This window comes from Streptomyces sp. NBC_00525 (assembly GCF_036346595.1).
GTDB lineage: Bacteria > Actinomycetota > Actinomycetes > Streptomycetales > Streptomycetaceae > Streptomyces.
Genome location: NZ_CP107834.1, coordinates 3,188,353 through 3,212,382, shown reverse-complemented (window position 1 = coordinate 3,212,382; position 24,030 = coordinate 3,188,353). Strand labels below are relative to the sequence as shown.

Sequence of the window (24,030 nt, the reverse complement as noted above, 5' to 3'; positions counted from 1 at the left end):
CGGCTGGGCTGTTCGGTGCCTCCGGGACGGTGGATCAACCGTTCCCGGGGGCACCACAGTGGTGAGCGCCGTGTGTGCGAGACAATGACGGCATGGAGATGCCGAGGAATGAACGGTCGCAGGAGCACCCCCAGGTCCTCGTAGTGGGACAGGACGGAATGGCGATCGGCGGCGGTGACACTGACGACGAGTCGCGGGAGGTCCCGGTGACGGAGATGGTCGAGCAGCCCGCGAAGGTCATGCGCATCGGCAGCATGATCAAGCAGCTCCTGGAGGAGGTCAGGGCGGCTCCTCTCGACGAGGCGAGCCGGGTGCGTCTGAAGGAGATCCACGCCGGTTCGGTCAAGGAGCTGGAGGACGGGCTCGCGCCCGAACTGGTCGAGGAGCTGGAGCGGCTGTCGCTGCCGTTCACCGACGACTCCGTCCCCTCCGAAGCGGAACTGCGGATCGCCCAGGCGCAGCTCGTGGGCTGGCTGGAGGGCCTTTTCCACGGCATCCAGACCGCCCTGTTCGCCCAGCAGATGGCGGCCCGGGCCCAGTTGGAGCAGATGCGCCGAGCGCTGCCGCCGGGCAGCGGTCACGAGGAGGACGGCGGAATCGACCCGCACGGCCCGGTCCGTTCGGGGCCGTACCTGTAAACAGCCCGACCGACGACGTCCCAGGGGCCCGGCACACTCCCGTGTGCCGGGCCCCGGTTCGTTTCGCGGCGGGGGAGGCGGTACCGGTTCAGGCGGCGGCGGGGGCCTGGAGCAGCACCTTGCCGATGTGCGTGCTGGACTCCATCACGCGGTGTCCCTCCGCCGCGTCCCGCATCGGCACCGTGCGGTCGACGACCGGCTTGACGATCCCGTCCGCGACGAGCGGCCAGACGTGCTCGCGTACGGCGGCGACGATCGCCGCCTTCTCGGCGAGCGGGCGCCCGCGCAGCGAGGTCGCCGTGACGGCGGCCCGCTTCCTCAGCAGTGTGCCGAGGTTCAGCTCGCCCTTGGCCCCGCCCTGGAGCCCGATGACGGCGAGCCGGCCGTTGACGGCGAGGGCCTCCACGTTCCGGTCGAGATACTTCGCGCCCATGATGTCGAGGATGACGTCCGCGCCCGCCCCGGCAGTGGTCTCGCGGATCTCCTCGACGAAGTCCTGCTCGCGGTAGTCGATCAGGATGTCCGCGCCCAGCTCCGCGCAGCGCGCCAGCTTGTCCGGGCTGCCGGCCGTCACCGCGACCCGTGCCCCGACCGCCTTGGCGAGCTGGATGGCCATCGTGCCGATGCCGCTGGACCCGCCGTGCACCAGCAGGGTCTCGGCGGGGCGCAGATGGGCCACCATGAAGACGTTGGACCAGACGGTGGCCGTCACCTCGGGCAGCGCCGCGGCCTGCGCGAGGTCGAGGCCCTTGGGTACGGGGAGGAGCTGGCCCGCCGGGACGGCGACCTTCTCCGCGTATCCGCCGCCCGCGAGGAGCGCGCACACCTCGTCGCCGACGGCCCAGCCGTTGACGCCGGGGCCGAGGGCCGCGATCCGGCCCGAGCACTCCAGACCGGGGTAGGGGGACGCGCCCGGCGGCGGGTTGTAGAACCCCTGCCGCTGGAGGACGTCGGCCCGGTTGACCGCACTGGACACGACGTCCACGAGGACCTCGCCCTCGCCGGGTACGGGATCGGGCACCTCGGCCCACACGAGCGCCTCGGGGCCACCGGGTTCGGGGATCGTGATCGCATGCATGGCCGCGAGGCTACTCCGTACCGCGCCGCGCTCCGGGCCGACCGGGGTGCGGCGCGGCGGCGGGCGTGGCGGGGCGGGGCGGTGCGTGGCGGGGCGGCCCGATCGGGTTCAGCCGGGCTCAGTCGGGATCAGTCGGGATCAGTCGGGATCAGTCGGGATCAGGACAGCGGGAGGTTCTGGTGCGGCGGGTGGGCGGGCGGCTCGTTCGAGGCGCGCACGATGGTGATCAGGCGGTCCGTCAGCTGCAAGGGGCTCGCCGCCGGGTCGTCGTAGCCGAGGAGCCGGTGCCCGCGCAGCACGCTGACCACCAGGTCGTCCGTCTCGCGTACGTTCTTGCCGACCTCGCTCTTTATCACCGGCCGTTCGACGAGGTCGAGGCCGCTGCCCTGCTGGATGAGGTCCTCCATGACCGTGCCCGCGCTGGGGCTGAGCACCGAGAGACCGAGGAGCCGGCCGGCCGCACTGGCGCTGGTGATCACGGCGTCGGCGCCGGACTGCCGCAGCAGCGGGGCGTTCTCCTCCTCGCGCACCGCGGCCACGATCTTCGCACCGCGGTTGAGCTGGCGGGCGGTCAGCGCGACCAGCACGGCGGTGTCGTCGCGCTGGGTGGCGATGATGACCTGACGCGCCTTCTGCAGCTCGGCGCGGAGCAGGACATCGCTGCGGGTGGCGTCGCCGACGACTCCGGTGAACCCTTCGGCGTTGGCGATCTCGATCACCTTGGACGCCGGGTCGACGATGACGATCTGTTCCTTGCTCAGTCCGGTGGCGCGCAGGGTCTGGATCGCCGAACGGCCCTTCGTACCGAAGCCGACGACGACGGTGTGGTCACGCAAGTTGGTTCTCCAACGCTTCAGCCGGAAGTCCTCGCGGGTCCGCTCGGTGAGGACTTCGAGGGTGGTGCCGACCAGGATGATGAGGAAGAGCACGCGCAGCGGTGTCACGAGCACCACGTTCATGAGGCGGGCGCTGTCGCTGTACGGGGTGATGTCGCCGTATCCGGTGGTGGAGAGGGTGACCGTGGCGTAGTACACCGAGTCCAGCAGATCGACCGAGTCGTCGGCGGCGTCGTGGTAGCCGGCACGGTCGACCCAGACGATGAACACGGTGACGGCCAGCACCATCAGAGCCATCATCAGGCGCTTGGCCACCTGGCGTGCCGGGCCGTCCACGACTCGGCGCGGAAGCATCACCCGAGTGGGGACGACCTGTTCGTCGGCCCGCCTGGCCATCGCGTCATGGCCGGGAAGTTTCACGTGAAACACCCTTCAGTCCACGGCGTCGCCGAGGCCCACGGTAGATCGAGGATCTCCACCTCGGTGCCGGACCGTACCCCGCCCGGCTCCACAACGGCCAGCCCGTCCGCGGCGGCGATCCCGCGCAACATCGCGGGACCGTTGTAACGCAGTGGTACGACGCACTCCGCCCCGCCCCCGGTTCCGGACTGCGTGCCGGCCCGGTACACGACGGGCACGAGCCGGGTGTCATGCGGATGCCCCTGGACATCGTCGCGCACGGGTGTCCGGTACGGCTCATCGGGGGTACGGCCACCGAGCCCGACGAGCAGCGGCCCGGCGAGGGTGAGAAGCCCGGAGACGGCGGCGAGGGGATTGCCGGGCAGCCCGACGAGATGGCGGCCGGCGGCGTCCAGGCGGGCCAGCAGCATCGGGTGACCGGGACGTACGGCGACTCCGTCGACCAGCAGTTCGGCGCCGATCCGGGCGAGCACACGGTGGACGTGGTCCACGGGGCCGGCGGCGGTACCACCGGTCGTGATGATCAGGTCGGCGTCGGAGCCGGTGAGCGCCTTCCACAGGGCCTCCGCGTCGTCGCCGAGGCGGCGCGGCGGGGCGACCTCGGCGCCCAGCGCCCGCACCCAGGGCCCGATCATGGGCCCCAGCGCGTCGCGGATCAGCCCGTCCTGCGGCAGCCCCGCGGTCAGCAACTCGTCGCCCAGAACGAGGACCTCGACACGCGGCCGGGCCCGTACGGACAGTTCGTCGTACCCGGCGGCTGCCGCCAGGCCGAGCACGGCGGGGGTCACGATCGTTCCGGCGGGGAGAAGGTGCTCCCCCGCCCGGCACTCCTGGCCGCGCGGCCGGATGTCCTGCCCCTGGACGACGGTCCGCTGGGCGTACAGCAGCCCCTTGGCCTCGTCGGCGTGCGCGTGTTCGCTGCGAATGACGGCGGTGACCTCCGCCGGGATACGGGCGCCGGTGGCGATGCGGACGGCTTCGCCGTCGGGCAGGGGGGCGGGGGCGCCATGACCCGCGAGGATGCCGCCGTCGTCCCGGATGCGCCAGGGCCCCGGCCCGGCGACGGCCCAGCCGTCCATGGCGGAGGTGTCGAAGGACGGCAGATCGGTGAGCGCGGCCAGCGGCTCCCCCAGCAGCCGCCCCAGCGCCTCGTCCAGCTGTACCCGCTCACCGCCCACGCCGCCCCGCCGGCCGGCCCGCCGGGCGATGTCCCGGGCCGCCCGCCAGGAGACGGCCGACGCCCGGTGGCCGGGGGAAACGCGCGAACCGCTCACCGGACCGGCGAGGGCCAGGGCCTGGGCGACGGCCCGCTCCTCGTCCGCGCGGCGCGCCTCCGCCTCGCTCGGCCCGCCGGTGGTGGGGGCGGCGCCGCGGCCGCCCACCGCTCCGGCGCCGCGGCCCGTCACGGCGTCCCGGTCTCGTCCGCCCACCGGAGCGCCAGCGCCGCCGCCTTGCGGGCGGCCTCCGCGACCGCTTCGGGCCCGCCGCCCGCGCCGCTCGCCCGTCCGGCCGCGTACCCGACCAGGAAGGTGGTCAGGGGCGCGGCGGGCCGGGCGACGCCATGGGCGGCGTCACGGGCGAGGTCGAGCAGGAGGGTCGTGTCGACATCGAGGTCGAGGCCGAGTTCTTCCTTGACTGCGGTGATCCATTCATCCAGCACCGTCCCATGTTCTCTGATCCGGGCACGGGCGGAAGCGATGTCCTCCCAGGTGTCGCAGTCGAACGAGGCGAGCGGCCCGGCCGGCACCCGGCGCAGCGTCAGTTCCCCTGTGAGGAGGCGCAGCGGCAGCCCGGCGAGCCCGCCGTGTTCGGCGGCGAGGAGTGCCAGCTCGCGGCGCAGGGGCTCGGCGCGGTAGACGGCGACCAGCGGCTGGTCGCGGCCGTTCTCGTCGTGGCACAGGGCACCTTCCGCCCCGGTCCCTGCCGAGGCGGTCAGCAGGGCGCGGACGGTGTCCGTGCCGAGGAACGGCAGGTCGGCGGAGAGCACGAGCACGCTCTGTGCCGAGGTGTGCCGGACTCCGGCGTGGAGCGCTGCCAACGGGCCGCCGCCGGGCGGGGCTTCACGGGCCCAGGTCACCGGACGCGCGGTGGGCCGCCGGTCTCCCACGACGACCGTGGTGCCCGCGTCGGGGCACGCGGTGAGCACCCGGTCGAGCAGGGTCCGGCCGCCGACCCGCAGGCCCGGCTTGTCGGCGCCGCCCAGCCGGGCGGCGGCCCCTCCGGCGAGAACGATGGCGTCGTACGCGGTCATGCCCCGAGTATGCGGGGGCCGGGCCGCCGCCCTCTCGCGGCCCTGCCGGACCTGCGGCTCTACAGGCTCCGCAGCAGCAGCGCCGGCCGCTCCACGCAGTCCGCCACATACCGGAGGAAGCCCCCGGCGGTGCCGCCGTCGCAGACGCGGTGGTCGAAGGTGAGGGAGAGCTGGACGACCTGGCGCACGGCCAGCTGTCCCTCGTGCACCCACGGCTTGGGGACGATGCGGCCGACACCCAGCATCGCGGCCTCGGGGTGGTTGATGATCGGCGTCGAGCCGTCCACCCCGAACACTCCGTAGTTGTTGAGGGTGAACGTGCCGCCGGTCAGCTCGGCGGGGGTCAGCGTGCCGGTGCGCGCGGCCTCGGTCAGCCGGGCGATCTCCGCGCCGATGGACTCCGTGCTGCGGGTGTGGGCGTCGCGGACGACGGGGACGACCAGGCCCCGCTCGGTCTGTGCCGCGAACCCGAGGTGGACCTGCGGCAGCCGTACGATCTCGCGCGCCTCCTGGTCCACCGTGGCGTTCAGCTCCGGGTGGCGGGCGAGGGCCGCCGTGCAGATGCGGGCGAGGAGCGCGAGGACGGACACCTTGGGCGTACCGGGTCCGGCGACGCTGTTCATCGCGGCCCGCGCGGCCATCAGCTCGGTGGCGTCGGCGTCGACCCAGCAGGTGGCGTCGGGAATCTCGCGACGGCTGCGGGCCAGCTTGTCGGCGACGGCGCCGCGAACACCGCGCAGCGGAATCCGCTCACCGGCGGCGGGCGCGGCCTTCGGGGCCGTCCCGGTGGCCTCCGGGGCGGTGGTCTCCGGAACGGGGGCCTCGGCCGCCGCCCGGATCGCGTTCTCGACGTCGGCCCGCAGGATCAGCCCGTCCGGCCCGGAGCCGGCGAGCCGGCGGAGATCCAGATCGTGCTGCCGGGCGAGCCTGCGCACCAGCGGGGAAACGACCGCGACCGGCCCGGAAGCGGAAGCGGGCACGAAGGCCGGGGAAGCGACGCCGGGCGCCGCGGCCGGGGGAGCCGGGTCGGGCACGGAGGCCGGGGGAGCGGCCTCGGCGGCGGGCGGCGCAGGCTCGACGGTCACCGCGACGGCTGCCTTCAGCCCCTGCGGGCGCACCCGTCGGCGCCGTACCGGCGGGGCCCCCGTCCCGTACCCCACCAGCACGTTCCCGGACCCGGAATCCTCCGTACCGGAATCGCCGTCCGCACCGGCCCCGGCGGGCTCGGGCGTTCCGACGGCGACGGTCAGCAGGGGCGCCCCCACGGGAAGCTCCGTGCCCTCGTCGCCGAAGCGGGCGGTCACCACGCCCCCGTACGGGCAGGGCACCTCCACCATCGCCTTGGCCGTCTCGACCTCGACGACCGGCTGGTCGATGGCGACGACGTCGCCGACCTCCACCAGCCAGCGCACGATCTCGGCCTCGGTCAGGCCCTCGCCGAGGTCCGGCAGCTTGAACTCAAGAACCCGGGCCATCAGTTGTCCGCCTCCCACTGGAGCCGTGCGACGGCGTCGAGGACCCGGTCCACACCGGGCAGGTGGTGGCGCTCCTGCATGGGCGGCGGGTAGGGGATGTCGAACCCGGCGACGCGCAGCACGGGCGCCTCCAGGTGGTGGAAGCACCGCTCGGTGATCCGGGCCGCGATTTCGCCGCCGGGACCGCCGAAGCCGGTGGACTCGTGGACGACGACCGCGCGTCCGGTGCGGCGGACCGAGGCGGTGACGGTCTCGTCGTCGAACGGCACCAGGGAACGCAGGTCGACGACTTCCAGGTCCCAGCCCTCCTCGACGGCGGCCTGCGCGGCCTCCATGCAGACGGGCAGGGACGGCCCGTACGTGATGAGGGTGGCGCTGCGGCCGGGGCGGCGGACGACGGCGCGGCCGATGGGCTCCACGGCGGTGGGGTGCTGCGGCGACCAGTCGGCCTTCGACCAGTACAGCCGCTTGGGCTCCAGGAAGACGACGGGGTCGTCCGAGGCGATCGAGGCCCGCAGCAGCCCGTACGCGTCCTCGACCGTGGCCGGGGTGACGACGTGGAGACCGGGCGTGGCCATGTAGTACGCCTCGGAGGAGTCGCTGTGGTGCTCGACGCCCCCGATACCGCCGCCGTAGGGAATGCGGACGGTGATCGGCAGCGGCATGGCGCCGCCGGTCCGGTTCCGCATTTTGGCGACATGACTGGCCAGCTGTTCGAACGCCGGATAGGCGAAGGCGTCGAACTGCATCTCCACGACGGGCCGCAGCCCGTACATCGCCATGCCGACCGCCGCCCCGAGGATGCCCGCCTCGGCCAGTGGCGTGTCGGTGCAGCGCTCGTCGCCGAACTCCTTCGCCAGGCCGTCGGTGATCCGGAAGACCCCGCCGAGCGTTCCCACGTCTTCCCCGAGGACGTGGACCGCGGGGTCCTCGGCCATCGAGTCGCGCAGGGCGCGTCCCAGGGCCTGGGCCATGGTGGCGGGCTTGGCCTTCGCCGTCCGCCGCCCGGCCGTCGCCGCTGCCGTGGTCATCGCTCCGCTCCCCCGTCCGTGCCGTGCTGGTCGTTCTCCGCGTCCAGTTCCTCCCGCAGGCGGACCGCCTGCTCGCGCAACTGGGCCGTCTGCTCCTCGTACACATGGGTGAAAAGGGCCATCGGGTCGAGCACCGGGTCGGCGTTCATCCGCTCCCGCAGCTGTGCCGCCATCGCTTCGGCGGCGCCCCGCGCCTCCTCCTTTCCGGCGTCGTCCAGCAGCCCGCGCCCGGTCAGCTCGCGCTCCAGCAGCAGGACCGGATCGTGGTCCCGCCACAGATCGACCTCGCTGTCGCCGCGGTACCGGGTCGCGTCGTCGGCGTTCGTATGGGCGTCCATCCGGTACGTGACCGCCTCGACCAGGGTCGGGCCGCCACCGCTCCTGGCCCGCTCGACCGCCTCGGAGAGCACCTGGTGCACCGCGGCCGCGTCGTTCCCGTCCACCAGCCGGCCGGGCATCCCGTACCCCACGGCCTTGTGCGCCAGCGACGGGGCCGCCGTCTGCTTGGCCAGGGGTACGGAGATGGCGAAGCCGTTGTTCTGCACGAGGAAGACCACCGGGGCCTGCCAGACGGCCGCGAAGTTCAGCGCCTCGTGGAAGTCCCCCTCGCTGGTGCCGCCGTCGCCGACCATGGCGAGGGCCACGACGTCGTCGCCCTTGAGCCGGGCGGCGTGGGCCAGGCCCACCGCGTGCGGCAGCTGGGTGGCGAGCGGGGTGCAGAGCGGGGCGATGCGGTGCGCCCTCGGGTCGTAGCCGGTGTGCCGGTCGCCGCGCAGCAGGGTCAGTGCCTCGACCGGGTCCAGGCCCCGCGCCACGGCCGCGAGCGTGTCCCGGTAGCTGGGGAAGAGCCAGTCCCGCTCCTCCAGGACCAGGGCGGCCGCGATCTCGCAGGCCTCCTGGCCGGTGCTCGACGGGTAGACCGCCAGGCGGCCCTGCTTGGTCAGCGCGGTCGCCTGGGCGTTGTACCGCCGTCCGCGCACCAGCTCCGCGTAGAGCCGCAGCAGCAGCCCGGGGTCGGCGTCGGCCACGGCGTCCGTCCCCAGCACCCGGTAGGGCTCGGGGTCCGGGAGCAGCGGCGCGGGATCGGTCAGCGGCTTCCAGGCCGGGGGCGGCGTGGGCCGGTAGGCGGCCGCGCCGGGCAGCTCCTGGACCGTCATGACGGGCACCTCCGAGCATCGAGGGGTGTCGACATAGGGTGATATATCGAAAACGACATGGGGCACAGGTGTGGCGTGCCTCACCTACCGATTGTTCGGTCGCGAGCGCATTTTGGCTACAGGCACCATCAGCCTGTGGACAAACGGTTCTCCACAGCCTGGGATGGGGACAGGTCGTCCAGGACGGGGAGGCGCGGAAACATGGCAGCTGAACAAATGGCCGACGCGGGCGAGGGAGAGGGCCGGATTCCCCCACCGCGCCCGCTCGATTCGGTCGACCGCGCCATCCTGCGGCTGCTCCAGACGGACGGCCGTGCCTCGATACGGTCGGTGGCCGATCGCGTCCATGTCTCGCGGGCCAACGCCTACGCCCGGATCAACCGCCTCATCGAGGACGGCGTGATCCGGGGGTTCAGCGCGCGGGTGAACCATGAGCGGGCGGGGCAGGGCGCCTCCGCGTACATCACGCTGAAGATCGTGCAGAACTCCTGGCGGACCGTTCGCGAACAGCTCCAGGCGCTGCCGGGTGCCACGCACATCGCGCTGGTCAGCGGTGATTTCGATGTGCTGCTGCTGGTGCACACGCCGGACAACCGGACACTGCGCGAGCTGGTGCTGACTCGTATTCAGGCCATTCCGGAGGTGCTGTCCACCCGCACGCTGCTGGTGTTCGAGGAGACGGACCTGGCCCCCGGTCCGGACCGTCCCCCGGAGCTCGACTGAGCCGGGCGGGCCGGGTCAGGACCCGTACTTCACGAGGAAGTCCCGCACGGTGGTCCAGCGCGCGTCGTCGTCGAGCAGCGCCACGCCGTGCGCGCTCGCGTCACGTACCTGGATCGCCTTGTGCTCGGCCGACTTCACGCTCTTCTTGTTCATTTCCACGGCGTCGGCGGCGAAGTCGCCGTCGAGCTCGCCGGCCATGTACAGCACGGGCGAGGTCAGCCGGGGCACCGCCTGCACGGCGTTCATGTTCCTGTACTGCGCCGGGGCGGACAGCGCCACGACGGCGTCCGGCTGGGGCGTCAGCCGGGGGGCCGCGGTGAGCACGGCGGTGCCACCCTTGGACGCGCCCATCAGCAGCAGCTTCCCGGCGCCCTTCTCCCGCAGATAGCCGGCGGCGGCGACGACCTCCGCGACCTCCTGCCCGTTGGAGTTGACCGCGAGCACCCGGTAGCCGGCCTTGCTCAACTCGTCGGCCTTGTCCTTCCACTGGCAGACCGTGCCGTCCGCCTGATGGGCGAGCACGATGCCGGCGCCCGCTCCGCCACGAGGCGCGTACGCACCCGTCTCGGAGCCGTCTTCGAGGGTGAAGGTGATCGAGGACGCCTTGGCCTCCTCGGCCGTCAGGCAGTCGAAGTCGTCCGCCTTCTCCGCCGACGCGCTCTTGCCGGTGCCCTTGTCCCCGTCGTCCCCGCCGTCGGAGGAGCAGCCGGCCAGGGAGGCCGCGACGAGCAGCGTGGCGGCACAGAGGAGTCCGGGCATCCGGAGCGCAGCGGTCATGGCCGCGATATTGGTTCGTACCAATGCGCTAGTCAACGACGGCCGGACGGGACTTCATCCCGTCGAAGGCCAGTTGCACCACGGTGTCCGCGAGCCGGTCCCCCTCGGCGGCGCCGCCGGGCAGCGGCCGGTACCACTCCACCAGCGAGTTCACCATGCCGAACAGCAGCCGCGTCGCGAGACGTATGTCCACGTCAGAGCGGAGATCGCCCTCGTCGACGGCCGCCTTGAGCAGCTCGGCGACCCGCTGGTCGAACTCGCGGCGCCGCTCCAGCGCCCAGCGCTCGGTCTTCGTGTTGCCGCGCACCCGCAGCAGCAGGGTGACGTAGGGGAGTTCGACTATCAGCACCTCGACGGTACGACGCGTGACGTACTCGACCCGCTCGATCGCACGGCCCCGTGTCGCCCCCGACTCGTCGAGGATCTCGAACAGCCCGTCGAGCGCCCGGCTGACCGCCCGCCGCAGCAGCTCCTCCTTGCCCGCCACGTGGTGGTAGATGGACGACTTGGAGATACCGGCCGCCTTCGACAGGTGCTCCATGGACGTGCCGTCGTAGCCGCGCTCGTTGAAGACACGGACGGCGACGGTCAGCAGAGTCTCCGGTGTGTACGTGTCCCGCTTGGCCGTGGTCATGCCCGAGATACTCCCCTACGAGTTGTCCACAGGTTTCGTGGGGCCCCTTGTACCGACCGATCGTTCGGTTACTCTAACTCTGTCCGCCCGTCCCTGCCCAGCTCGATGAGGAGTTGGTCCGCCATGGCCGCCGAGCTCTCCCCGCACCTGCTGTCCGAGAGGCACCGCCCCACGCTGGACCGGGCCCTGGAAGCGATCCGTACGCGTGACTACTGGTCCCCGCACCCCGAGCACCCGAAGGCGTACGGGGAGGGCGGCGCTCCGGGCAGCCTCGGTGCCGCCGAGGGCAAGGCCGCCTTCGACGCCGTGCTGCGCACCAGGCTCGACTGGGACCAGGCGGGCACCGACGGCTGGACGGGAGGCGAGGTCTCTCCGTACGGCCCCGAGCTGGGCGTCGAGTACCCGCACGCGGACCTGGACGTGCTGCTTCCGGCGATGCGCGCGGGCATGCCCGCCTGGCGGGACGCGGGCCCGGAGACCAGGGCCCTGGTCTGCCTGGAGATCCTGGCGCGGATCAGCGCCCGCACCCACGAGTTCGCGCACGCCGTGATGCACACCAGCGGCCAGGCGTTCATGATGGCGTTCCAGGCGGGCGGGCCGCACGCCCAGGACCGCGGCCTGGAGGCCGTCGCCTACGCCTACGAGGAGCAGCTCCGCGCGCCCCGGAGCGCCGACTGGTCCAAGCCGCAGGGCAAGCGCGACCCGCTCGCGCTGCACAAGTCGTTCACCCCGGCGGGCCGGGGCATCTCGCTGCTGATCGGCTGCAACACCTTCCCCACGTGGAACGGCTACCCCGGCCTCTTCGCCTCGCTGGCCACGGGCAACCCGGTCCTGGTCAAGCCGCACCCCCGCGCGGTCCTCCCGCTGGCCCTCACCGTCCGACTGGCGCGCGAGGTGCTCGCGGAGGCGGGCTTCGCCCCCGACCTCGTCGCCCTGGCCGCCGAACGACCCGGCGAGGGCATCGCCAAGTCGCTGGCGGTCCGCCCCGAGGTCAAGATCATCGACTACACCGGCTCCACGGAGTTCGGGGACTGGCTGGAGGCCAACGCCCGCCAGGCCCAGGTGTACACGGAGAAGGCCGGCGTCAACACCGTCGTCGTGGACTCCACGGACGACTACCGGGGCATGCTCGCCAACCTGGCGTTCTCGTTCTCCCTGTACAGCGGCCAGATGTGCACCACCCCGCAGAACGTGCTCATCCCCCGGACCGGCATCGCCACGGACGCCGGCGACAAGACCTACGACGACGTGGTCGGCGACATCGCCGCCGCCGTCACCGGCCTCCTCGGCGACGACGCCCGTGCGAACGGCCTGCTCGGCGCGCTGGTCAACCCGGACGTCAAGGCCCGCCTGGAGGCGGCGGCGCGGCTGGGCGAGGTGGCGCTGCCCTCCCGCGAGGTGACCAACCCCGACTTCCCGGACGCCGTCGTCCGCACGCCCGTGATCGTGAAGCTGGACGCCGCCAAGACGGAGGGCGAGCCGCCCTACCTCTCGGAGTGCTTCGGCCCGGTCTCCTTCGCGGTCGCGGTGGACTCCACGCGGGACGCCCTGGAGCTGCTGCGCCGTACGATCCGAGAGAAGGGCGCGATGACGGTCGGCGCGTACACGACGTCCCCGGACGTGGAGCGGGCCGTGGAGGAGGTCTGCCTGGACGAGTCGGCCCAGCTCTCCCTGAACCTGACCGGCGGCGTCTACGTCAACCAGACGGCGGCGTTCTCCGACTACCACGGCTCCGGCGGCAACCCGGCGGCGAACGCGGCGCTCTGCGACGGCGCCTTCGTCTCCAACCGCTTCCGCACGATCGAGGTACGCCGCCAGCGCTGACCGGCCCGGCCCTTGAGGACGGGGGGTACGGGGGCCGGGGACGATGGGCGGCGGCCCCGCCCCCGCCCCCGCCTCAGCCCGGAATCACCGCGTACCGCGCCACCCACGCGTGCATGGCGATCGCCGCGGCCGCTCCCGCGTTGATCGACCGCGTGGAGCCGAACTGGGCGATCGAGCACACCATCGCCGCGTGCCGCCGCGCCTCCTCCGTCAGCCCCGGCCCCTCCTGCCCGAACAGGAGCACGCACCGCCGGGGCAGCTCGGTCCGCTCCAGCGGCACCGCGCCGGGCAGGTTGTCGATGCCGATGACCGGCAGGTCCTCGGCGGCCGCCCAGGCGGTCAGGCTCGCGGTGTCGGGGTGGTGGCGGACGTGCTGGTAGCGGTCGGTGACCATCGCCCCGCGCCGGTTCCAGCGCCGCCGTCCGACGATGTGCACCTCCTTGGCCAGGAAGGCGTTGGCGGTGCGCACAACGGACCCGATGTTGAAGTCGTGGCCCCAGTTCTCCACGGCCACGTGGAAGTCGTGGCGGCGCAGATCGAGGTCGGCGACGATCGCCTCGCGGGTCCAGTAGCGGTACTGGTCGCCCACATTGCGCCGGTCGCCTCCGGCCAGCAGCTCGGGGTCGTACCGCTCGTCCTCGGGCCAGGGCAGCGGATGCGGCCCGACACCGATCTGGGTGCCGAACCCCTCGTCGTACTGCGCGGGCTCCTCGCCGGCAGGCTGCCCGTCCACGGGCTCGCCGTCCGCGGGGCTCCCGTTGCTCCTGGTACCGGTGCTGCCGGTCTCGCTGCTCACCCGACGAGGGTATGGCTCCCGCCTCCGCCGGGCCCAGCCGCCTCCGTCCCGTCCCCCGGGGCCCGGGGCGCGGGGACCTCGACGGCCCGCCGCCGCCGGAACAGCCGCTGTCGCCCGAGGGCCACCCGGCCGCCCAGCCACACCAGGAACACGGTCGGCAGGAAGACGGCGTCGGCGGCGATCATGGCCATCGAGAAGAACGGCAGCCCCAGCAGGATCGCGATCCCCGCGTGCTCGCAGATCATCGCGACGAGCAGGACGTTCTTGACCCGCCGGTTGAAGAGGGTGAACGGGAAGGCCACCTGCACGATGACCGTGGCGTACGACAGCACCATCACCATGACGCCACTGGAGGCGAGCAGGTCCGACAGGGCGGGCCACGGGGTGAAGTACTCCAGCTTGAGCGGGTAGTACAGCGCGGTGCCGTCCTGCCATCGCGAGCCCTGGATCTTGTACCAGCCGGCCGTCGCGTAGATCAGGCAGACCTCGGCCATGATCACGACGAGGGCGGCGTTGTGGGCGAGGTTGGCGATGACGTCGAGGAGCGTGCGGGGCTCGCCGGACGGCGCGTAGCGGTTGGCGGCCCACCACGCGGCCTGCCCCACCCACAGGCACCACAGAAGAATCGGCAGCCACAGGGTTCCCCCCAGACCGCCGGCCGCGGTGGCTACGACGAGTACGCAGCCGAGCACCGCCCAGAGCACGATCCCGGCAAGCTCACCGGGGGCCCGCCGCGCGGCGGGTTCCCGGTCGGCGACCGCCGCCTCATCGGCACTCTCCGTCGCGTTCTGGACGCCCCGCGCCACGTCCTCGACGCTCCGCGCCACGTCGTCGACGCCCCGTGCCGCGTCGCGCGCGTGGCGCCGTGCCCGCCGGGCGTCCAGCGACCAGACCTGACCGCAGCGGGTCAGGACCAGATAGAGAGCCATCAGATGGATGACGTTGTCGCCGCCGTCGCCCATGAAGATGTTGCGGTTCTGCAGCGAGAGGACCCCGGCCATGAAGAGGACGGAGGTCGCGCGGGTGTGCCAACCCAGCATGAGCAGAAGGGAGGAGAGCATCGCCAGCGCATAGACGACCTCGAACCAGAAGCTGTTGTCCGACCACATGAGGACCGTGAACGCCTGGTTCCCGGATATCAGCTGTCGCGCCACGTCCCAGCGCCAAGGCGCGTCGGGGCCGTACATCTCGTGGCGGTGGGGCAGTTCGCGGAGCAGGAACGCCAGGAAGGTGGCGCCGAAGCCGATCCGGACGACGGCGGTCTGGTACGGGCCCAGGGCCGTGGCCGTGACGCGCTGGATGGAGCGGGCGAGTGCGCGGTCCGGGCGGGGTGTGCTCACCGTGCCGCCTCCTCTGCTCCGGCGGCGCCCCGGGGCAGGTCGTCCGGGGTGACCTTCCACCAGGGCAGGACGCGGTAGGACGGGCCGGTGCTGATCTTCTCGTCACTCCACTCGGGCGCCGGAACGGCCCGCACCTCGGACCTGATCTGGATACGGAGGACGGCCTCTCCCTCGTGGTGCGCCCCGAGCCGGAGCATCACGAGGCGGCGGACGTACTTCTCGGAGAGGGTGCCGCGCAGACCGTTGGGGCGGTTCTTGTCGTCGTGCGAGCCGACGTAGAAGTCCCAGGCCCGGCGGAGTTCGTTCTGCTGCACATGGCTGGGCAGCAGATTGCCGCGTATCGCCCTGCCGTCCTCGGCGGAGAGGTCGCGCCAGGCCGAGGTGCGCGGGCCGCTGGGACCGGCGGTCTCGGTGCGGACCTGCACCGAGACGTTCTGCTGGAGCGGATTGGGGGCGAAGAGCTTCCAGTTCTGCTCGAACTCGGGGTAGACCCACTCGTCGACGGCCGCGCCGTGCTTCTTGGTCAGCGTGTTGGACGGCGCGACGTGCAGGAACACCATGGCCAGCTGTACGCAGGCGAGCACCGCGAAGACCCCGAGGGCCACCGCGGCGACGATCTGGTACGGAAACGAGAGCGCGGCCATTCCGCCGCCCCCGCCGACGCCGCTGTCGTCGTCCGAATCCATCCCGCCCCGATCGCGCCGCTCGTCCACTCGGTTATCCACAGGGTTGACACCCTACGGGCCCCGGACACACCATTGAAGACGTTGAACCGAACGATCGGTCGGTAAGGAGTCGGGGATGGCGGCAGGGACTGCGAGCCGGGCAGCGCGTGCGGCGGCGGACGGTGCACAGGGGGCGGACGCCGCCCTGCAGGTGGCCTTCGACGCCGCGGTGGCGGCCGACGAGCGCATCGAGCCGCGCGACTGGATGCCGGACGCCTATCGCGCGTCGCTGGTCAGGCAAATGGCCCAGCACGCGCACTCCGAGATCATCGGCATGCAGCCGGAGGCCAACTGGATCACCCGCGCCCCCTCGCTGCGCCGCAAGGCCATCCTCATGGCCAAGGTGCAGGACGAGGCGGGCCACGGGCTGTATCTGTACAGCGCCGCCGAAACCCTCGGCACCAGCCGCGACGAACTGCTCGACAAGCTGCACGCGGGCCGCCAGCGGTATTCGTCGATCTTCAACTACCCGACGCTGACCTGGGCGGACGTGGGCGCGATCGGCTGGCTGGTGGACGGCGCCGCGATCACCAACCAGGTCCCGCTCTGCCGCTGCTCCTACGGCCCCTACGCCCGCGCGATGGTCCGCGTCTGCAAGGAGGAGTCGTTCCACCAGCGCCAGGGCTACGAACTGCTCCTCGCGCTGAGCAACGGCACCCCCGCGCAGCACGAGATGGCCCAGGACGCGGTGAACCGCTGGTGGTGGCCCTCCCTGATGATGTTCGGCCCGCCGGACGACGCCTCGGCCCACTCGGCGCAGTCCATGGCCTGGAAGATCAAGCGCCACTCCAACGACGAACTGCGCCGGCGCTTCGTGGACATCTGCGTCCCCCAGGCCGCAGCGCTCGGCCTGTCCCTCCCCGACCCGGACATCCGGTGGAACGAGGAGCTCGGCCGCCACGACTTCGGTGCGATCGACTGGACGGAGTTCCAGGAGGTCCTGAAGGGCAACGGGCCGTGCAACGAACAGCGCCTCGGGCAGCGCCGCCGCGCGCACGAGGAAGGTGCCTGGGTCCGCGAGGCCGCCGCAGCGTACGCCCGCAAGCACACGTCCGGCGCGGGTCCGGCCGTACCGAACGGAAAGGCGACAGCATGAGCAGCTCGACGGACTGGCCGCTGTGGGAGGTGTTCGTCCGCTCCCGGCGCGGGCTCTCCCACACCCACGCCGGCAGCCTGCACGCACCGGACGCCGACATGGCCCTGCGCAACGCGCGGGACCTCTACACCCGCCGGTCCGAAGGGGTCTCGATATGGGTCGTGCCGTCCGCCCACATCACGGCTTCCTCGCCGGACGAGAAGGACTCCTTCTTCGAGCCCGCCGGTGACAAGCCCTACCGGCACCCCACCTTCTACGAGATCCCGGACGGGGTGAAGCACCTGTGACCGCGGCCCTCGCCCTCGGCGACGACGCGCTGGTGCTCTCGCACCGGCTGGGGGAGTGGGCGGGCCACGCCCCGGTCCTGGAGGAGGAGGTGGCCCTCGCCAACATCGCCCTCGACCTGCTGGGCCAGGCCCGGCTCCTGCTCTCCCTCGTGGGTGACGAGGACGAACTGGCCTATCTCCGCGAGGAGCGCGCCTTCCGCAACGTCCAGCTGGTCGAGCAGCCGAACGGCGACTTCGCCCACACCATCGCCCGGCAGCTCTACTTCTCCGTCCACCAGCAGGGGCTGTACGAGCAGCTGGCCGCCGGCGACGGCCCGTTCGCGGCGATCGCGGCCAAGGCCGTCAAGGAGGTCGCCTACCACCGGGACCACGCCGAACAGTGGACGCTCCGCCTCGGCGACGGCACGGACGAGAGCCACGAGCGGATGCAGCGGGCGGTTGACGCGCTGTGGCGCTGCACCGGCGAGCTGTTCCAGCCGGTCGAAGGCGTCGACGTGGACTGGCAGGCCCTGCACGACCGCTGGCTGGAGACCGTCGGCGACGTCCTCGGCCGGGCGACCCTGACCGTCCCGGCGGGCCCGCAGTCCGGCGCCTGGTCGGCCGGAGCGGGTCGGCAGGGCATCCACACCGAGCCGTTCGGGCGGATGCTCGCCGAGATGCAGCATCTGCACCGCAGCCATCCGGGGGCGTCATGGTGACCTGGACCTCCGTGGAGGAGGAGCTGATGTTCCTGGCGGGCTCGGTGCCCGACCCCGAACTGCCCGTGCTCACGCTGGAGGACCTGGGCGTGGTCCGGGGCGTGGACGTGAGCGAACCGGGCCGGGTCACCGTCCGGCTGACGCCGACCTACTCCGGCTGCCCGGCGATAGAGGCCATGTCCGCCGACATCGAACGCGTGCTGCACGCCCATGGGGTGGCCGAGGTGTCCGTGGAGACGGTCCTGTCCCCCGCCTGGTCCACGGACGACATCACGGCCGAGGGCCGGCGCAAGCTCGCCGAGTTCGGCATTGCGCCGCCCCGGCCCCGCGACACCGCGTCCGACGGGCCCGTGCCGCTCACCCTGGCCGTGCGCTGCCCGCACTGCGGCTCGACGGAGACGGAGCTGCTCAGCCGGTTCTCGTCCACCGCCTGCAAGGCGCTCCGGCGCTGCGTGGCGTGCCGGGAGCCGTTCGACCACTTCAAGGAGTTGTAGATGTTCCATCCGCTCCGGGTCAGCGGGATCGAGCGGCTCACGGACGATTCGGTGGCCGTCACCCTCGCCGTCCCGCCCGACCTGCACGACACCTTCCGGCACCGGCCCGGCCAGCACCTCAACGTCCGCTACACCATGGACGGCGAGGAGGTCCGCCGCTCGTACTCGATCTGTGCCCCGGCCCCCGACAGCCCGGCCGCTCCGGCGCTGCGGGTGGGCATCCGCCTCGTGGACGGCGGCGCGTTCTCCACGTACGCGCTCAAGGAACTGCTCGTCGGGGACACGGTCGAGGCGATGCCGCCGATGGGCCGCTTCGTGCTGGAGCCCCACCCCGGCCGGTTCGCGGCGATCGTCGGGGGCAGCGGCATCACCCCGGTCCTGTCGATGGCGGCCACACTGCTGGCCCGCGAACCGGACGCCACGTTCTGTCTGATCCGCAGCGACCGGACCGCGGCGTCGACGATGTTCCTGGACGAGGTCGCCGACCTGAAGGACCGCTACCCGGACCGGTTCCAACTGGTCACCGCCCTCTCGCGGGAGGAGCGGCAGGCCGGTCTGCCCTCGGGCAGGCTGGACGGCGAACGGCTCGCCGGGCTGCTGCCCGCGCTGCTGCCGGTGGCCGGGATCGACGGCTGGTACCTGTGCGGGCCGCTGGGCCTGGTCCGGGCCGCCGAGGGCACGCTGCGGGAGCTGGGCGTGGACCGCTCACGTGTCCATCAGGAGATCTTCCACGTCGAGGACGGACCGGCGGCGCCCGCCGGGCCCCGGATCGAGGCCCCGGCCGGCAGCACGCTCACGGCGACCCTCGGCGGCCGGTCCGGCTCGTGGCCGGTGGCGGAGGGCGAATCGCTGCTGGAGACGGTGTTGCGCAGCCGTTCGGACGCGCCGTACGCGTGCAAGGGCGGCGTCTGCGGCACCTGCAGGGCGTTCCTGGTCTCGGGCGAGGTGCGGATGGACCGCAACTACGCCCTGGAGCCCGAGGAGACGGAGGCGGGCTATGTGCTGGCCTGCCAGTCCCGCCCGGTCACCGAGGAGGTCGAACTCGACTTCGACCGCTGAGCGGCCGGGGTGCCCCCGGTGGCCGGGCGACGCGTGGCCGGGCGACGCATGGCCGGGCGACGCGTGGTCAGGCGACGAAGGCCTGGGCGCCGTTGTCGGTGACCATCGGACGGCCCGCGCCGTCCCAGGCGAGCATGCCGCCGTCGATGTTCACGGCGTCGATCCCCCGCTGCACCAGGTACTGGGTGACCTGCGCGGACCGGCCGCCGACCCGGCACATCACGTGCACGCGCCGACCGTCCTCCACCGCCTCGGTCACCTCACCGAAGCGGCCCACGAAGTCGCTCATCGGGATGTGCAGGGCGCCCTCGACGTGTCCGGCCACCCACTCCTCGTTCTCGCGGACATCGAGCACGAGGCCGTCCGCCGGTACCGAGGCGACGTCGACGGTGGGAAGCGGGCCGAAATTCATGGGTCATGCCTTCTCTCGTCAGGGCGCTCCGGAGTCACCGAAAACGCTACTGCACCAGAGCCGCGAGTTCCGCCTCGCGCTTCGACACCTCGCCCAGCAGTTGCTCGGCGATCTCCTCCAGGAGCTGGTCCGGGTCGTCGGGGGCCATCCGCAGCATGGCGCCGATCGCGCTCTCCTCCAGGTCCTGGGCGACCTCGGAAAGCAGTTCCTTGCGGCGGGTCAGCCAGTCCAGCCGGGCGTACAGCTCGTCGGTCTCGCTCAGCTCCGGCTGCGGGGCGGTCGGCCCGGCCGCCCACTCGTCGGCCAGTTCCGCGAGCAGGGCCTCGTCCCCGCGCCCGTAGGCGGCGTTGACGCGGGCGATGAACTCGTCCCGCCTGGCCCGCTCCGCGTCGTCCTGGGCGAGGTCCGGGTGGGCCCGGCGGACCAGGTCGCGGTACAGCTTGCGGGCCTTCTCGGTGGGCCGGACGCGCTTGGGCGGCCGGACCGGCTGATCGGTCAGCATCGCCGACGCCTCCGGGGACAGCCCGTCGGAGTCCATCCAGTCGTGGAACAGCTCGTCCACGCCCGGCATGGGCATCACGACGGACCGCGCCTCCTCCGCCTTGCGCAGGTCCTCCGGGTCACCGGTCCTGGCCGCCCGCGCCTCGGCGATCCGCGCGTCCAGCTCGTCGAGCCGGGCGTACATGGGACCGAGCCGCTGGTGGTGCAGCCGGGAGAAGTTCTCCACCTCGACCCGGAACGTCTCGACCGCGATCTCGAACTCGATCAGCGCCTGCTCCGCCACCCGCACGGCGTGCGCGAGCCGCGCCTCCGGCCGCGCCGGCCCGGCGGTCTCCGCCGCCTCGTCGCGGCCGGCGTCCGGTCGTGCCTCGTCCTGCAGGTCTTCGTCGTTCCGGGAGGTCGGCGCCCCGGCGGCTTCGTGGCTCACCCGTCCAGCGTATGGCCCCGCGCCGCCCCCGTGGACTACACCCCGCTCTCCGCCGCCATGCGTCCCGCCGCTATCGCCCGCACCAGTTCGGCGTGGTCCGCCTCCGTGCGGTCCGCGTAGGTCACCGCGAAGGCCGCCACCGCCTCGTCCAGTTCGTCCTTCTTGCCGCAGTAGCCCGCCAGCAGCCTCGGGTCCGCGCTGTGCGCGTGGGCCCGCGCCAGCAGGGCGCCGGTCATGCGCCCGTAGTCGTCCACCTGGTCGGCCGCCAGCGCGGCCGGGTCGACGCTGCCCTTCCGGTTCCTGAACTGCCGGACCTGGAAGGGCCGGCCGTCCACCGTGGTCCAGCCCAGCAGATGGTCGCTGACGACCTGCATCCGCTTCTGCCCGAGGACCACGCGCCGCCCCTCGTGCGCCACCTCCGGCACCGGGAAGCCCACGGCGGCCAGATGCGGGGCCAGCACGGAGGGCCTGGCCTCCTTCACCTGGAGCACCAGCGGCTCCCCCCGGTGGTCCAGCAGCAGCACCACGTACGAGCGGGTGCCCACGCTGCCCGTGCCGACCACCCGGAACGCCACGTCGTGTATCGCGTAGCGGGCCAGCAGCGGCTGCCGGTCCTCGGAGACGGTCCCCAGGTAGTCGCCGAGCCCTTCGGCCACTGCGGCCGCCTCGTCGTCCGGGACCCGGCGCAGCACCGGGGGCGCGTCGACGAAGCGGCGGCCGCCGTCCTCGCACTCCTCCGTGGACTTCGCGGCGAACCGGGCGCTGGTGTTGTTGCGGGCCTTCTCGGACACCCGCTCCAGGGTGCCGAGCAGGTCCCGCGCGTCGGCGTGGGAGACCAGCTCCTCGTCCGCGATGGCGTTCCACGCGTCCAGCGCGGGCATCCGGGCCAGCAGCCGCATCGTCCGCCGATAGGCGCCCACGGTGTCGTACGCGGCCCTGCGGCAGACGTCCTCGTCGGCGCCGACCTCGCGCCCGGCGAGCACCAGGGACGTCGCCAGGCGCTTGAGGTCCCACTCCCAGGGGCCGGACACGGTCTCGTCGAAGTCGTTGAGGTCGATGACGAGGCTGCCTCGGGCATCGCCGTACAGCCCGAAGTTGGCCGCGTGCGCATCGCCGCAGAGCTGCGCGGCCACGCCGGTGACCGGGGTGCCCATGAGGTCATGGGCCATCAGGCCGGCCGAACCGCGCAGGAAGGCGAACGGTGTGGCGGCCATCCGGCCCACCCGTATCGGCGTCAGCGCCGGCACCCGGCCCCGGTTGGACTCCTCGACCGCGCGCACCGCGTCGGGCCGGCCGGCCGGCAGGGTCAGCGACGCGTGCGTGGACCGGGGCACCCGCGCCCGCAGCGCCTTGCCCCGCTCCTTCAGGCCACCCGCGCCCTGCGCGTACGCCGTGTCCGTACGGCGCACGAACCCCGGCACGGCCGGTATGCGCGGCCCGCCCGGGCCTGCCGGGCGCGCGGCCCGCGCCCCCGTCGCCGCCCCCACACCGCCGGGCCCGTCCTGCCGTACCCGCGGCAGTGCCGTTTCGATTCGGTCCATGGCGCGCAGCCTCCCCCACCCCTGCCCGGCGCGGCCGCCGGGTCCCTGCCCCACAACAACTGCGCCGACGGTACCGCCGTACCCCGACCGCCGTCTCCCCCTGTGGATAACTCCGGCCGGCCTCTCATCTCGCAGGTCAGACCGCCACCGCCTCCGCCATCTCCTCTTCCTCCTCGGCCGACACGACCGCCCCGGCGGCTGTCGCGGCGGCAGGGACGACCGCCGAGGCGGCGGACGGAGCGGCCGCGGCCCGGCGCCTCCTCTCGGCCAACCCGGCGAGCCCCGTCACCACCACGCCCGCGGCGAACCAGAGGACCAGCACCAGTACGTTCCCGCCCAGCGCGTGACCGCCGAAGTACACATGGCTGCGGACGCCCTCCACGAAGCCCGCGCCGTTCCAGAAGGAGTGCAGCGCCCCGAAGAAGCCCGGCTGCAGCTCCGGGCGGAAGATCCCGCCGGAACTGGTGAAGTTGAGCATCACGAACAGCACCATCATGCCGAGCGTCGTCCAGCGCTTGAGGAAGGTGTGCAGCCCCACACCGATCAGCAGGATGCCCGCCGAGTAGAGCCAGGCCATGGCCCAGAGCCCCGCGAGCCCCTGGTCCACCAGCCCGAACAGCGGCCCCGCGAACAGCGCGCCGATGGCGCTCACCACCAGCGAGGCTCCCAGCGCCAGCGCCGCCCGTATCCTCAGCCGCAGCACCGCTCCGGCTCCGCCGATCACGGCGACGGAGGCGTACGAGCCGATGCTCACGGCGACCAGCAGGAAGAAGATGCCCTGGCCGGTCGGGTCGCCGTCCGCCGTGGGCGCCGTGTCGGTCACCTTCAGCGGGGCGCCCTGCCCGGCGGCGACCCGTGTGAAGACCTTCTCGACAACCGTCGCGCTGGTGTCGGACGAGGCGGAGGCGACGAGCAGTTCGGGTGCTTCGCCCGGCAGGTAGGCGCCGTAGCTGGCCTGCGTGCGCAGATGCTCCGCCGCGGTGGCGCGGTCGGGGACGGTCCGCACGCTCAGCGCCCCGTCCCCCTCGTCCTGGAGGGTCTGCGCCAGCACCTGGGCGCTCGCCCCCGAGCCGACCACGTCCACCCGCAGATCGTGCGGCTGCGGGGCGTGGAAGGCGCCGAGGTAGGCGAGCCCCATACCGACGCACATCAGCAGCGGGGTGACGAGATGGGTCAGTACGTGACGCAGCGCGCCCGCCGGTGAACCGGTGGCGGCGCTCGGGCCTGCGGACATGGGGACTCCAGACAACCGGCCAATCGTTGGCTTCTACAACTCAACTGGTTGGCTTTTACAACTTCAATTCCGTTGTACTATACAACTGAACTTTCGAGGAAGGCGACCCCGTGCCAGGCACCCCCGGAGACCGCGAGGATTCGCTGGACGTCATCCAGCGCGAACTGACCGCCTTCGCCCGCCGCGCGCGGGCCGCGGCAGCCCGGCTCCATCCGGAGCTTCCCCTCGTCTCGTACACACTGCTGGCCCACATCGACGACCAGCAAGGGTGCCGGGCGACCGACCTGGCGGCTCACTACATGCTCGACAAGTCCACGGTCAGTCGGCAGGTCGCCGGTCTCGAGAAGCTGGGCCTGGTCGAGCGCCACCCCGACCCGGACGACCACCGCATCCAGGTCCTGCACCCCACCGAGGCCGGCACCCAGGCCCTCGCCGCCAGCCAGGCCAGCCGCCGCGCCGCCTATCAGGAGCGCCTCGCGGACTGGACGGCGGACGACCTTTCCCGGTTCGCCGCCTATCTGCTGCGCTACAACGCGACGAGCGACGCACCACAGGCGTAATCCGGGCGTTTCACGT

Annotated in this window: 25 protein-coding genes; 9 read left to right on the top strand and 16 right to left on the bottom strand. The window is 72.6% G+C overall.

Annotated elements, in window-relative coordinates; all coding sequences use genetic code 11:
• The first annotated feature begins 92 nt into the window (after positions 1–92).
• On the top strand, positions 93–638 hold the full coding sequence (locus tag OG710_RS14090; protein WP_111329781.1) for a bacterial proteasome activator family protein: 546 nt from the start codon (positions 93–95) through the stop codon (positions 636–638).
• Between the two features lie 88 nt (positions 639–726).
• On the opposite strand, the gene OG710_RS14085 is transcribed toward OG710_RS14090, so the two are convergent.
• The 7 genes from OG710_RS14085 to pdhA form a co-directional block, all read right to left on the bottom strand.
• Positions 727–1,716, bottom strand: a complete 990-nt coding sequence (locus OG710_RS14085) for an NAD(P)H-quinone oxidoreductase (RefSeq protein ID WP_330239640.1) — start codon at positions 1,714–1,716, stop codon at positions 727–729.
• A 158-nt stretch (positions 1,717–1,874) separates the two neighbouring features.
• On the bottom strand, positions 1,875–2,948 hold the full coding sequence (locus OG710_RS14080; protein ID WP_330242246.1) for a potassium channel family protein: 1,074 nt from the start codon (positions 2,946–2,948) through the stop codon (positions 1,875–1,877).
• Between the two features lie 20 nt (positions 2,949–2,968).
• A complete protein-coding gene (locus OG710_RS14075; RefSeq protein ID WP_443064255.1) occupies positions 2,969–4,402 on the bottom strand; it encodes a molybdopterin molybdotransferase MoeA in 1,434 nt (477 codons plus the stop codon).
• Positions 4,375–5,223: an NTP transferase domain-containing protein gene (locus OG710_RS14070; RefSeq protein ID WP_330239638.1), complete on the bottom strand. Its 849-nt coding sequence runs from the start codon at positions 5,221–5,223 to the stop codon at positions 4,375–4,377. Before OG710_RS14070 ends, OG710_RS14075 begins: the two co-directional genes overlap by 28 nt.
• Before the next feature lie 59 nt (positions 5,224–5,282).
• Complete coding sequence (locus OG710_RS14065; RefSeq protein WP_330239637.1) at positions 5,283–6,698, bottom strand: dihydrolipoamide acetyltransferase family protein; 1,416 nt, start codon at positions 6,696–6,698, stop codon at positions 5,283–5,285.
• A complete protein-coding gene (locus OG710_RS14060) occupies positions 6,698–7,729 on the bottom strand; it encodes an alpha-ketoacid dehydrogenase subunit beta (protein ID WP_330239636.1) in 1,032 nt (343 codons plus the stop codon). Before OG710_RS14060 ends, OG710_RS14065 begins: the two co-directional genes overlap by 1 nt.
• The gene (gene pdhA, locus OG710_RS14055; protein WP_330239635.1) at positions 7,726–8,886 is read right to left on the bottom strand and encodes a pyruvate dehydrogenase (acetyl-transferring) E1 component subunit alpha; all 1,161 of its coding nucleotides are present in this window, start codon (positions 8,884–8,886) and stop codon (positions 7,726–7,728) included. The genes OG710_RS14060 and pdhA overlap by 4 nt, the downstream gene beginning before the upstream one ends.
• 216 nt (positions 8,887–9,102) lie before the next feature.
• Here pdhA and OG710_RS14050 point away from each other — a divergent pair, with 216 nt between their 5' ends.
• Positions 9,103–9,609, top strand: coding sequence for an Lrp/AsnC family transcriptional regulator (locus tag OG710_RS14050; RefSeq protein ID WP_111329769.1), 507 nt, complete (start codon positions 9,103–9,105; stop codon positions 9,607–9,609).
• 15 nt (positions 9,610–9,624) lie between these two features.
• Here the strand turns inward: OG710_RS14050 and OG710_RS14045 are convergent, their stop codons facing one another.
• Positions 9,625–10,386 (bottom strand): alpha/beta hydrolase family protein, encoded by a 762-nt coding sequence (locus OG710_RS14045; RefSeq protein ID WP_330239634.1) that lies wholly within the window; start codon positions 10,384–10,386, stop codon positions 9,625–9,627.
• 28 nt (positions 10,387–10,414) lie between these two features.
• Positions 10,415–11,020, bottom strand: coding sequence for a TetR/AcrR family transcriptional regulator (locus OG710_RS14040; protein WP_330239633.1), 606 nt, complete (start codon positions 11,018–11,020; stop codon positions 10,415–10,417).
• A 123-nt stretch (positions 11,021–11,143) separates the two neighbouring features.
• Here OG710_RS14040 and paaN point away from each other — a divergent pair, with 123 nt between their 5' ends.
• A complete protein-coding gene (gene paaN / locus OG710_RS14035; RefSeq protein ID WP_330239632.1) occupies positions 11,144–12,844 on the top strand; it encodes a phenylacetic acid degradation protein PaaN in 1,701 nt (566 codons plus the stop codon).
• Positions 12,845–12,917: 73 nt separating this feature from the next.
• On the opposite strand, the gene OG710_RS14030 is transcribed toward paaN, so the two are convergent.
• From OG710_RS14030 to OG710_RS14020, 3 genes are read right to left on the bottom strand one after another with little or no spacing between them, the layout of a single operon-like run.
• A complete protein-coding gene (locus OG710_RS14030; protein WP_443064254.1) occupies positions 12,918–13,640 on the bottom strand; it encodes a TrmH family RNA methyltransferase in 723 nt (240 codons plus the stop codon).
• On the bottom strand, positions 13,637–14,980 hold the full coding sequence (locus tag OG710_RS14025) for an HTTM domain-containing protein (RefSeq protein ID WP_330239631.1): 1,344 nt from the start codon (positions 14,978–14,980) through the stop codon (positions 13,637–13,639). The genes OG710_RS14030 and OG710_RS14025 overlap by 4 nt, the downstream gene beginning before the upstream one ends.
• On the bottom strand, positions 14,977–15,666 hold the full coding sequence (locus tag OG710_RS14020; RefSeq protein WP_330242244.1) for a DUF5819 family protein: 690 nt from the start codon (positions 15,664–15,666) through the stop codon (positions 14,977–14,979). Before OG710_RS14020 ends, OG710_RS14025 begins: the two co-directional genes overlap by 4 nt.
• A 115-nt stretch (positions 15,667–15,781) precedes the next feature.
• Between OG710_RS14020 and paaA the strand changes: the two genes are divergently transcribed.
• The 5 genes from paaA to OG710_RS13995 are packed head-to-tail and all read left to right on the top strand — an operon-like array spanning position 15,782 to position 19,339.
• Positions 15,782–16,801 carry a 1,2-phenylacetyl-CoA epoxidase subunit PaaA gene (gene paaA / locus OG710_RS14015; RefSeq protein WP_330239630.1) on the top strand — a complete coding sequence of 340 codons (1,020 nt, stop codon included), beginning with the start codon at positions 15,782–15,784 and terminating at the stop codon, positions 16,799–16,801.
• Positions 16,798–17,088: a 1,2-phenylacetyl-CoA epoxidase subunit PaaB gene (gene paaB, locus OG710_RS14010; protein ID WP_111329755.1), complete on the top strand. Its 291-nt coding sequence runs from the start codon at positions 16,798–16,800 to the stop codon at positions 17,086–17,088. The genes paaA and paaB overlap by 4 nt, the downstream gene beginning before the upstream one ends.
• Positions 17,085–17,786, top strand: coding sequence for a 1,2-phenylacetyl-CoA epoxidase subunit PaaC (gene paaC / locus OG710_RS14005; protein ID WP_111329753.1), 702 nt, complete (start codon positions 17,085–17,087; stop codon positions 17,784–17,786). The genes paaB and paaC overlap by 4 nt, the downstream gene beginning before the upstream one ends.
• Complete coding sequence (gene paaD, locus OG710_RS14000; protein WP_330239629.1) at positions 17,780–18,280, top strand: 1,2-phenylacetyl-CoA epoxidase subunit PaaD; 501 nt, start codon at positions 17,780–17,782, stop codon at positions 18,278–18,280. Before paaC ends, paaD begins: the two co-directional genes overlap by 7 nt.
• Positions 18,281–19,339 carry a 2Fe-2S iron-sulfur cluster-binding protein gene (locus OG710_RS13995; RefSeq protein ID WP_330239628.1) on the top strand — a complete coding sequence of 353 codons (1,059 nt, stop codon included), beginning with the start codon at positions 18,281–18,283 and terminating at the stop codon, positions 19,337–19,339.
• A gap of 67 nt (positions 19,340–19,406) precedes the next feature.
• Here the strand turns inward: OG710_RS13995 and OG710_RS13990 are convergent, their stop codons facing one another.
• The 4 genes from OG710_RS13990 to OG710_RS13975 all read right to left on the bottom strand — a co-directional run bounded on the left by OG710_RS13990 (position 19,407) and on the right by OG710_RS13975 (position 23,454).
• The gene (locus OG710_RS13990; protein WP_330239627.1) at positions 19,407–19,751 is read right to left on the bottom strand and encodes a rhodanese-like domain-containing protein; all 345 of its coding nucleotides are present in this window, start codon (positions 19,749–19,751) and stop codon (positions 19,407–19,409) included.
• Positions 19,752–19,797: 46 nt separating this feature from the next.
• Positions 19,798–20,679 carry a hypothetical protein gene (locus tag OG710_RS13985; protein WP_330239626.1) on the bottom strand — a complete coding sequence of 294 codons (882 nt, stop codon included), beginning with the start codon at positions 20,677–20,679 and terminating at the stop codon, positions 19,798–19,800.
• A gap of 35 nt (positions 20,680–20,714) precedes the next feature.
• Complete coding sequence (locus OG710_RS13980) at positions 20,715–22,220, bottom strand: DUF2252 domain-containing protein (RefSeq protein ID WP_330239625.1); 1,506 nt, start codon at positions 22,218–22,220, stop codon at positions 20,715–20,717.
• Between the two features lie 136 nt (positions 22,221–22,356).
• Positions 22,357–23,454: a hypothetical protein gene (locus OG710_RS13975; protein ID WP_330239624.1), complete on the bottom strand. Its 1,098-nt coding sequence runs from the start codon at positions 23,452–23,454 to the stop codon at positions 22,357–22,359.
• 110 nt (positions 23,455–23,564) lie between these two features.
• Between OG710_RS13975 and OG710_RS13970 the strand changes: the two genes are divergently transcribed.
• Positions 23,565–24,014 (top strand): MarR family winged helix-turn-helix transcriptional regulator, encoded by a 450-nt coding sequence (locus tag OG710_RS13970; protein WP_330239623.1) that lies wholly within the window; start codon positions 23,565–23,567, stop codon positions 24,012–24,014.
• Positions 24,015–24,030: the final 16 nt, after the last annotated feature.

Coding starts and splice junctions, on each gene's coding strand:
- OG710_RS14090 (WP_111329781.1), top strand. CDS start 93: ATGGAGATGCCGAGGAATGAACGGTCGCAGGAGCACCCCCAGGTCCTC.
- OG710_RS14085 (WP_330239640.1), bottom strand. CDS start 1,716: ATGCATGCGATCACGATCCCCGAACCCGGTGGCCCCGAGGCGCTCGTG.
- OG710_RS14080 (WP_330242246.1), bottom strand. CDS start 2,948: ATGGCCAGGCGGGCCGACGAACAGGTCGTCCCCACTCGGGTGATGCTT.
- OG710_RS14070 (WP_330239638.1), bottom strand. CDS start 5,223: ATGACCGCGTACGACGCCATCGTTCTCGCCGGAGGGGCCGCCGCCCGG.
- OG710_RS14065 (WP_330239637.1), bottom strand. CDS start 6,698: ATGGCCCGGGTTCTTGAGTTCAAGCTGCCGGACCTCGGCGAGGGCCTG.
- OG710_RS14060 (WP_330239636.1), bottom strand. CDS start 7,729: ATGACCACGGCAGCGGCGACGGCCGGGCGGCGGACGGCGAAGGCCAAG.
- pdhA (WP_330239635.1), bottom strand. CDS start 8,886: ATGACGGTCCAGGAGCTGCCCGGCGCGGCCGCCTACCGGCCCACGCCG.
- OG710_RS14050 (WP_111329769.1), top strand. CDS start 9,103: ATGGCCGACGCGGGCGAGGGAGAGGGCCGGATTCCCCCACCGCGCCCG.
- OG710_RS14045 (WP_330239634.1), bottom strand. CDS start 10,386: ATGACCGCTGCGCTCCGGATGCCCGGACTCCTCTGTGCCGCCACGCTG.
- OG710_RS14040 (WP_330239633.1), bottom strand. CDS start 11,020: ATGACCACGGCCAAGCGGGACACGTACACACCGGAGACTCTGCTGACC.
- paaN (WP_330239632.1), top strand. CDS start 11,144: ATGGCCGCCGAGCTCTCCCCGCACCTGCTGTCCGAGAGGCACCGCCCC.
- OG710_RS14020 (WP_330242244.1), bottom strand. CDS start 15,666: ATGGATTCGGACGACGACAGCGGCGTCGGCGGGGGCGGCGGAATGGCC.
- paaA (WP_330239630.1), top strand. CDS start 15,782: ATGGCGGCAGGGACTGCGAGCCGGGCAGCGCGTGCGGCGGCGGACGGT.
- paaB (WP_111329755.1), top strand. CDS start 16,798: ATGAGCAGCTCGACGGACTGGCCGCTGTGGGAGGTGTTCGTCCGCTCC.
- paaD (WP_330239629.1), top strand. CDS start 17,780: ATGGTGACCTGGACCTCCGTGGAGGAGGAGCTGATGTTCCTGGCGGGC.
- OG710_RS13995 (WP_330239628.1), top strand. CDS start 18,281: ATGTTCCATCCGCTCCGGGTCAGCGGGATCGAGCGGCTCACGGACGAT.
- OG710_RS13990 (WP_330239627.1), bottom strand. CDS start 19,751: ATGAATTTCGGCCCGCTTCCCACCGTCGACGTCGCCTCGGTACCGGCG.
- OG710_RS13980 (WP_330239625.1), bottom strand. CDS start 22,220: ATGGACCGAATCGAAACGGCACTGCCGCGGGTACGGCAGGACGGGCCC.
- OG710_RS13975 (WP_330239624.1), bottom strand. CDS start 23,454: ATGTCCGCAGGCCCGAGCGCCGCCACCGGTTCACCGGCGGGCGCGCTG.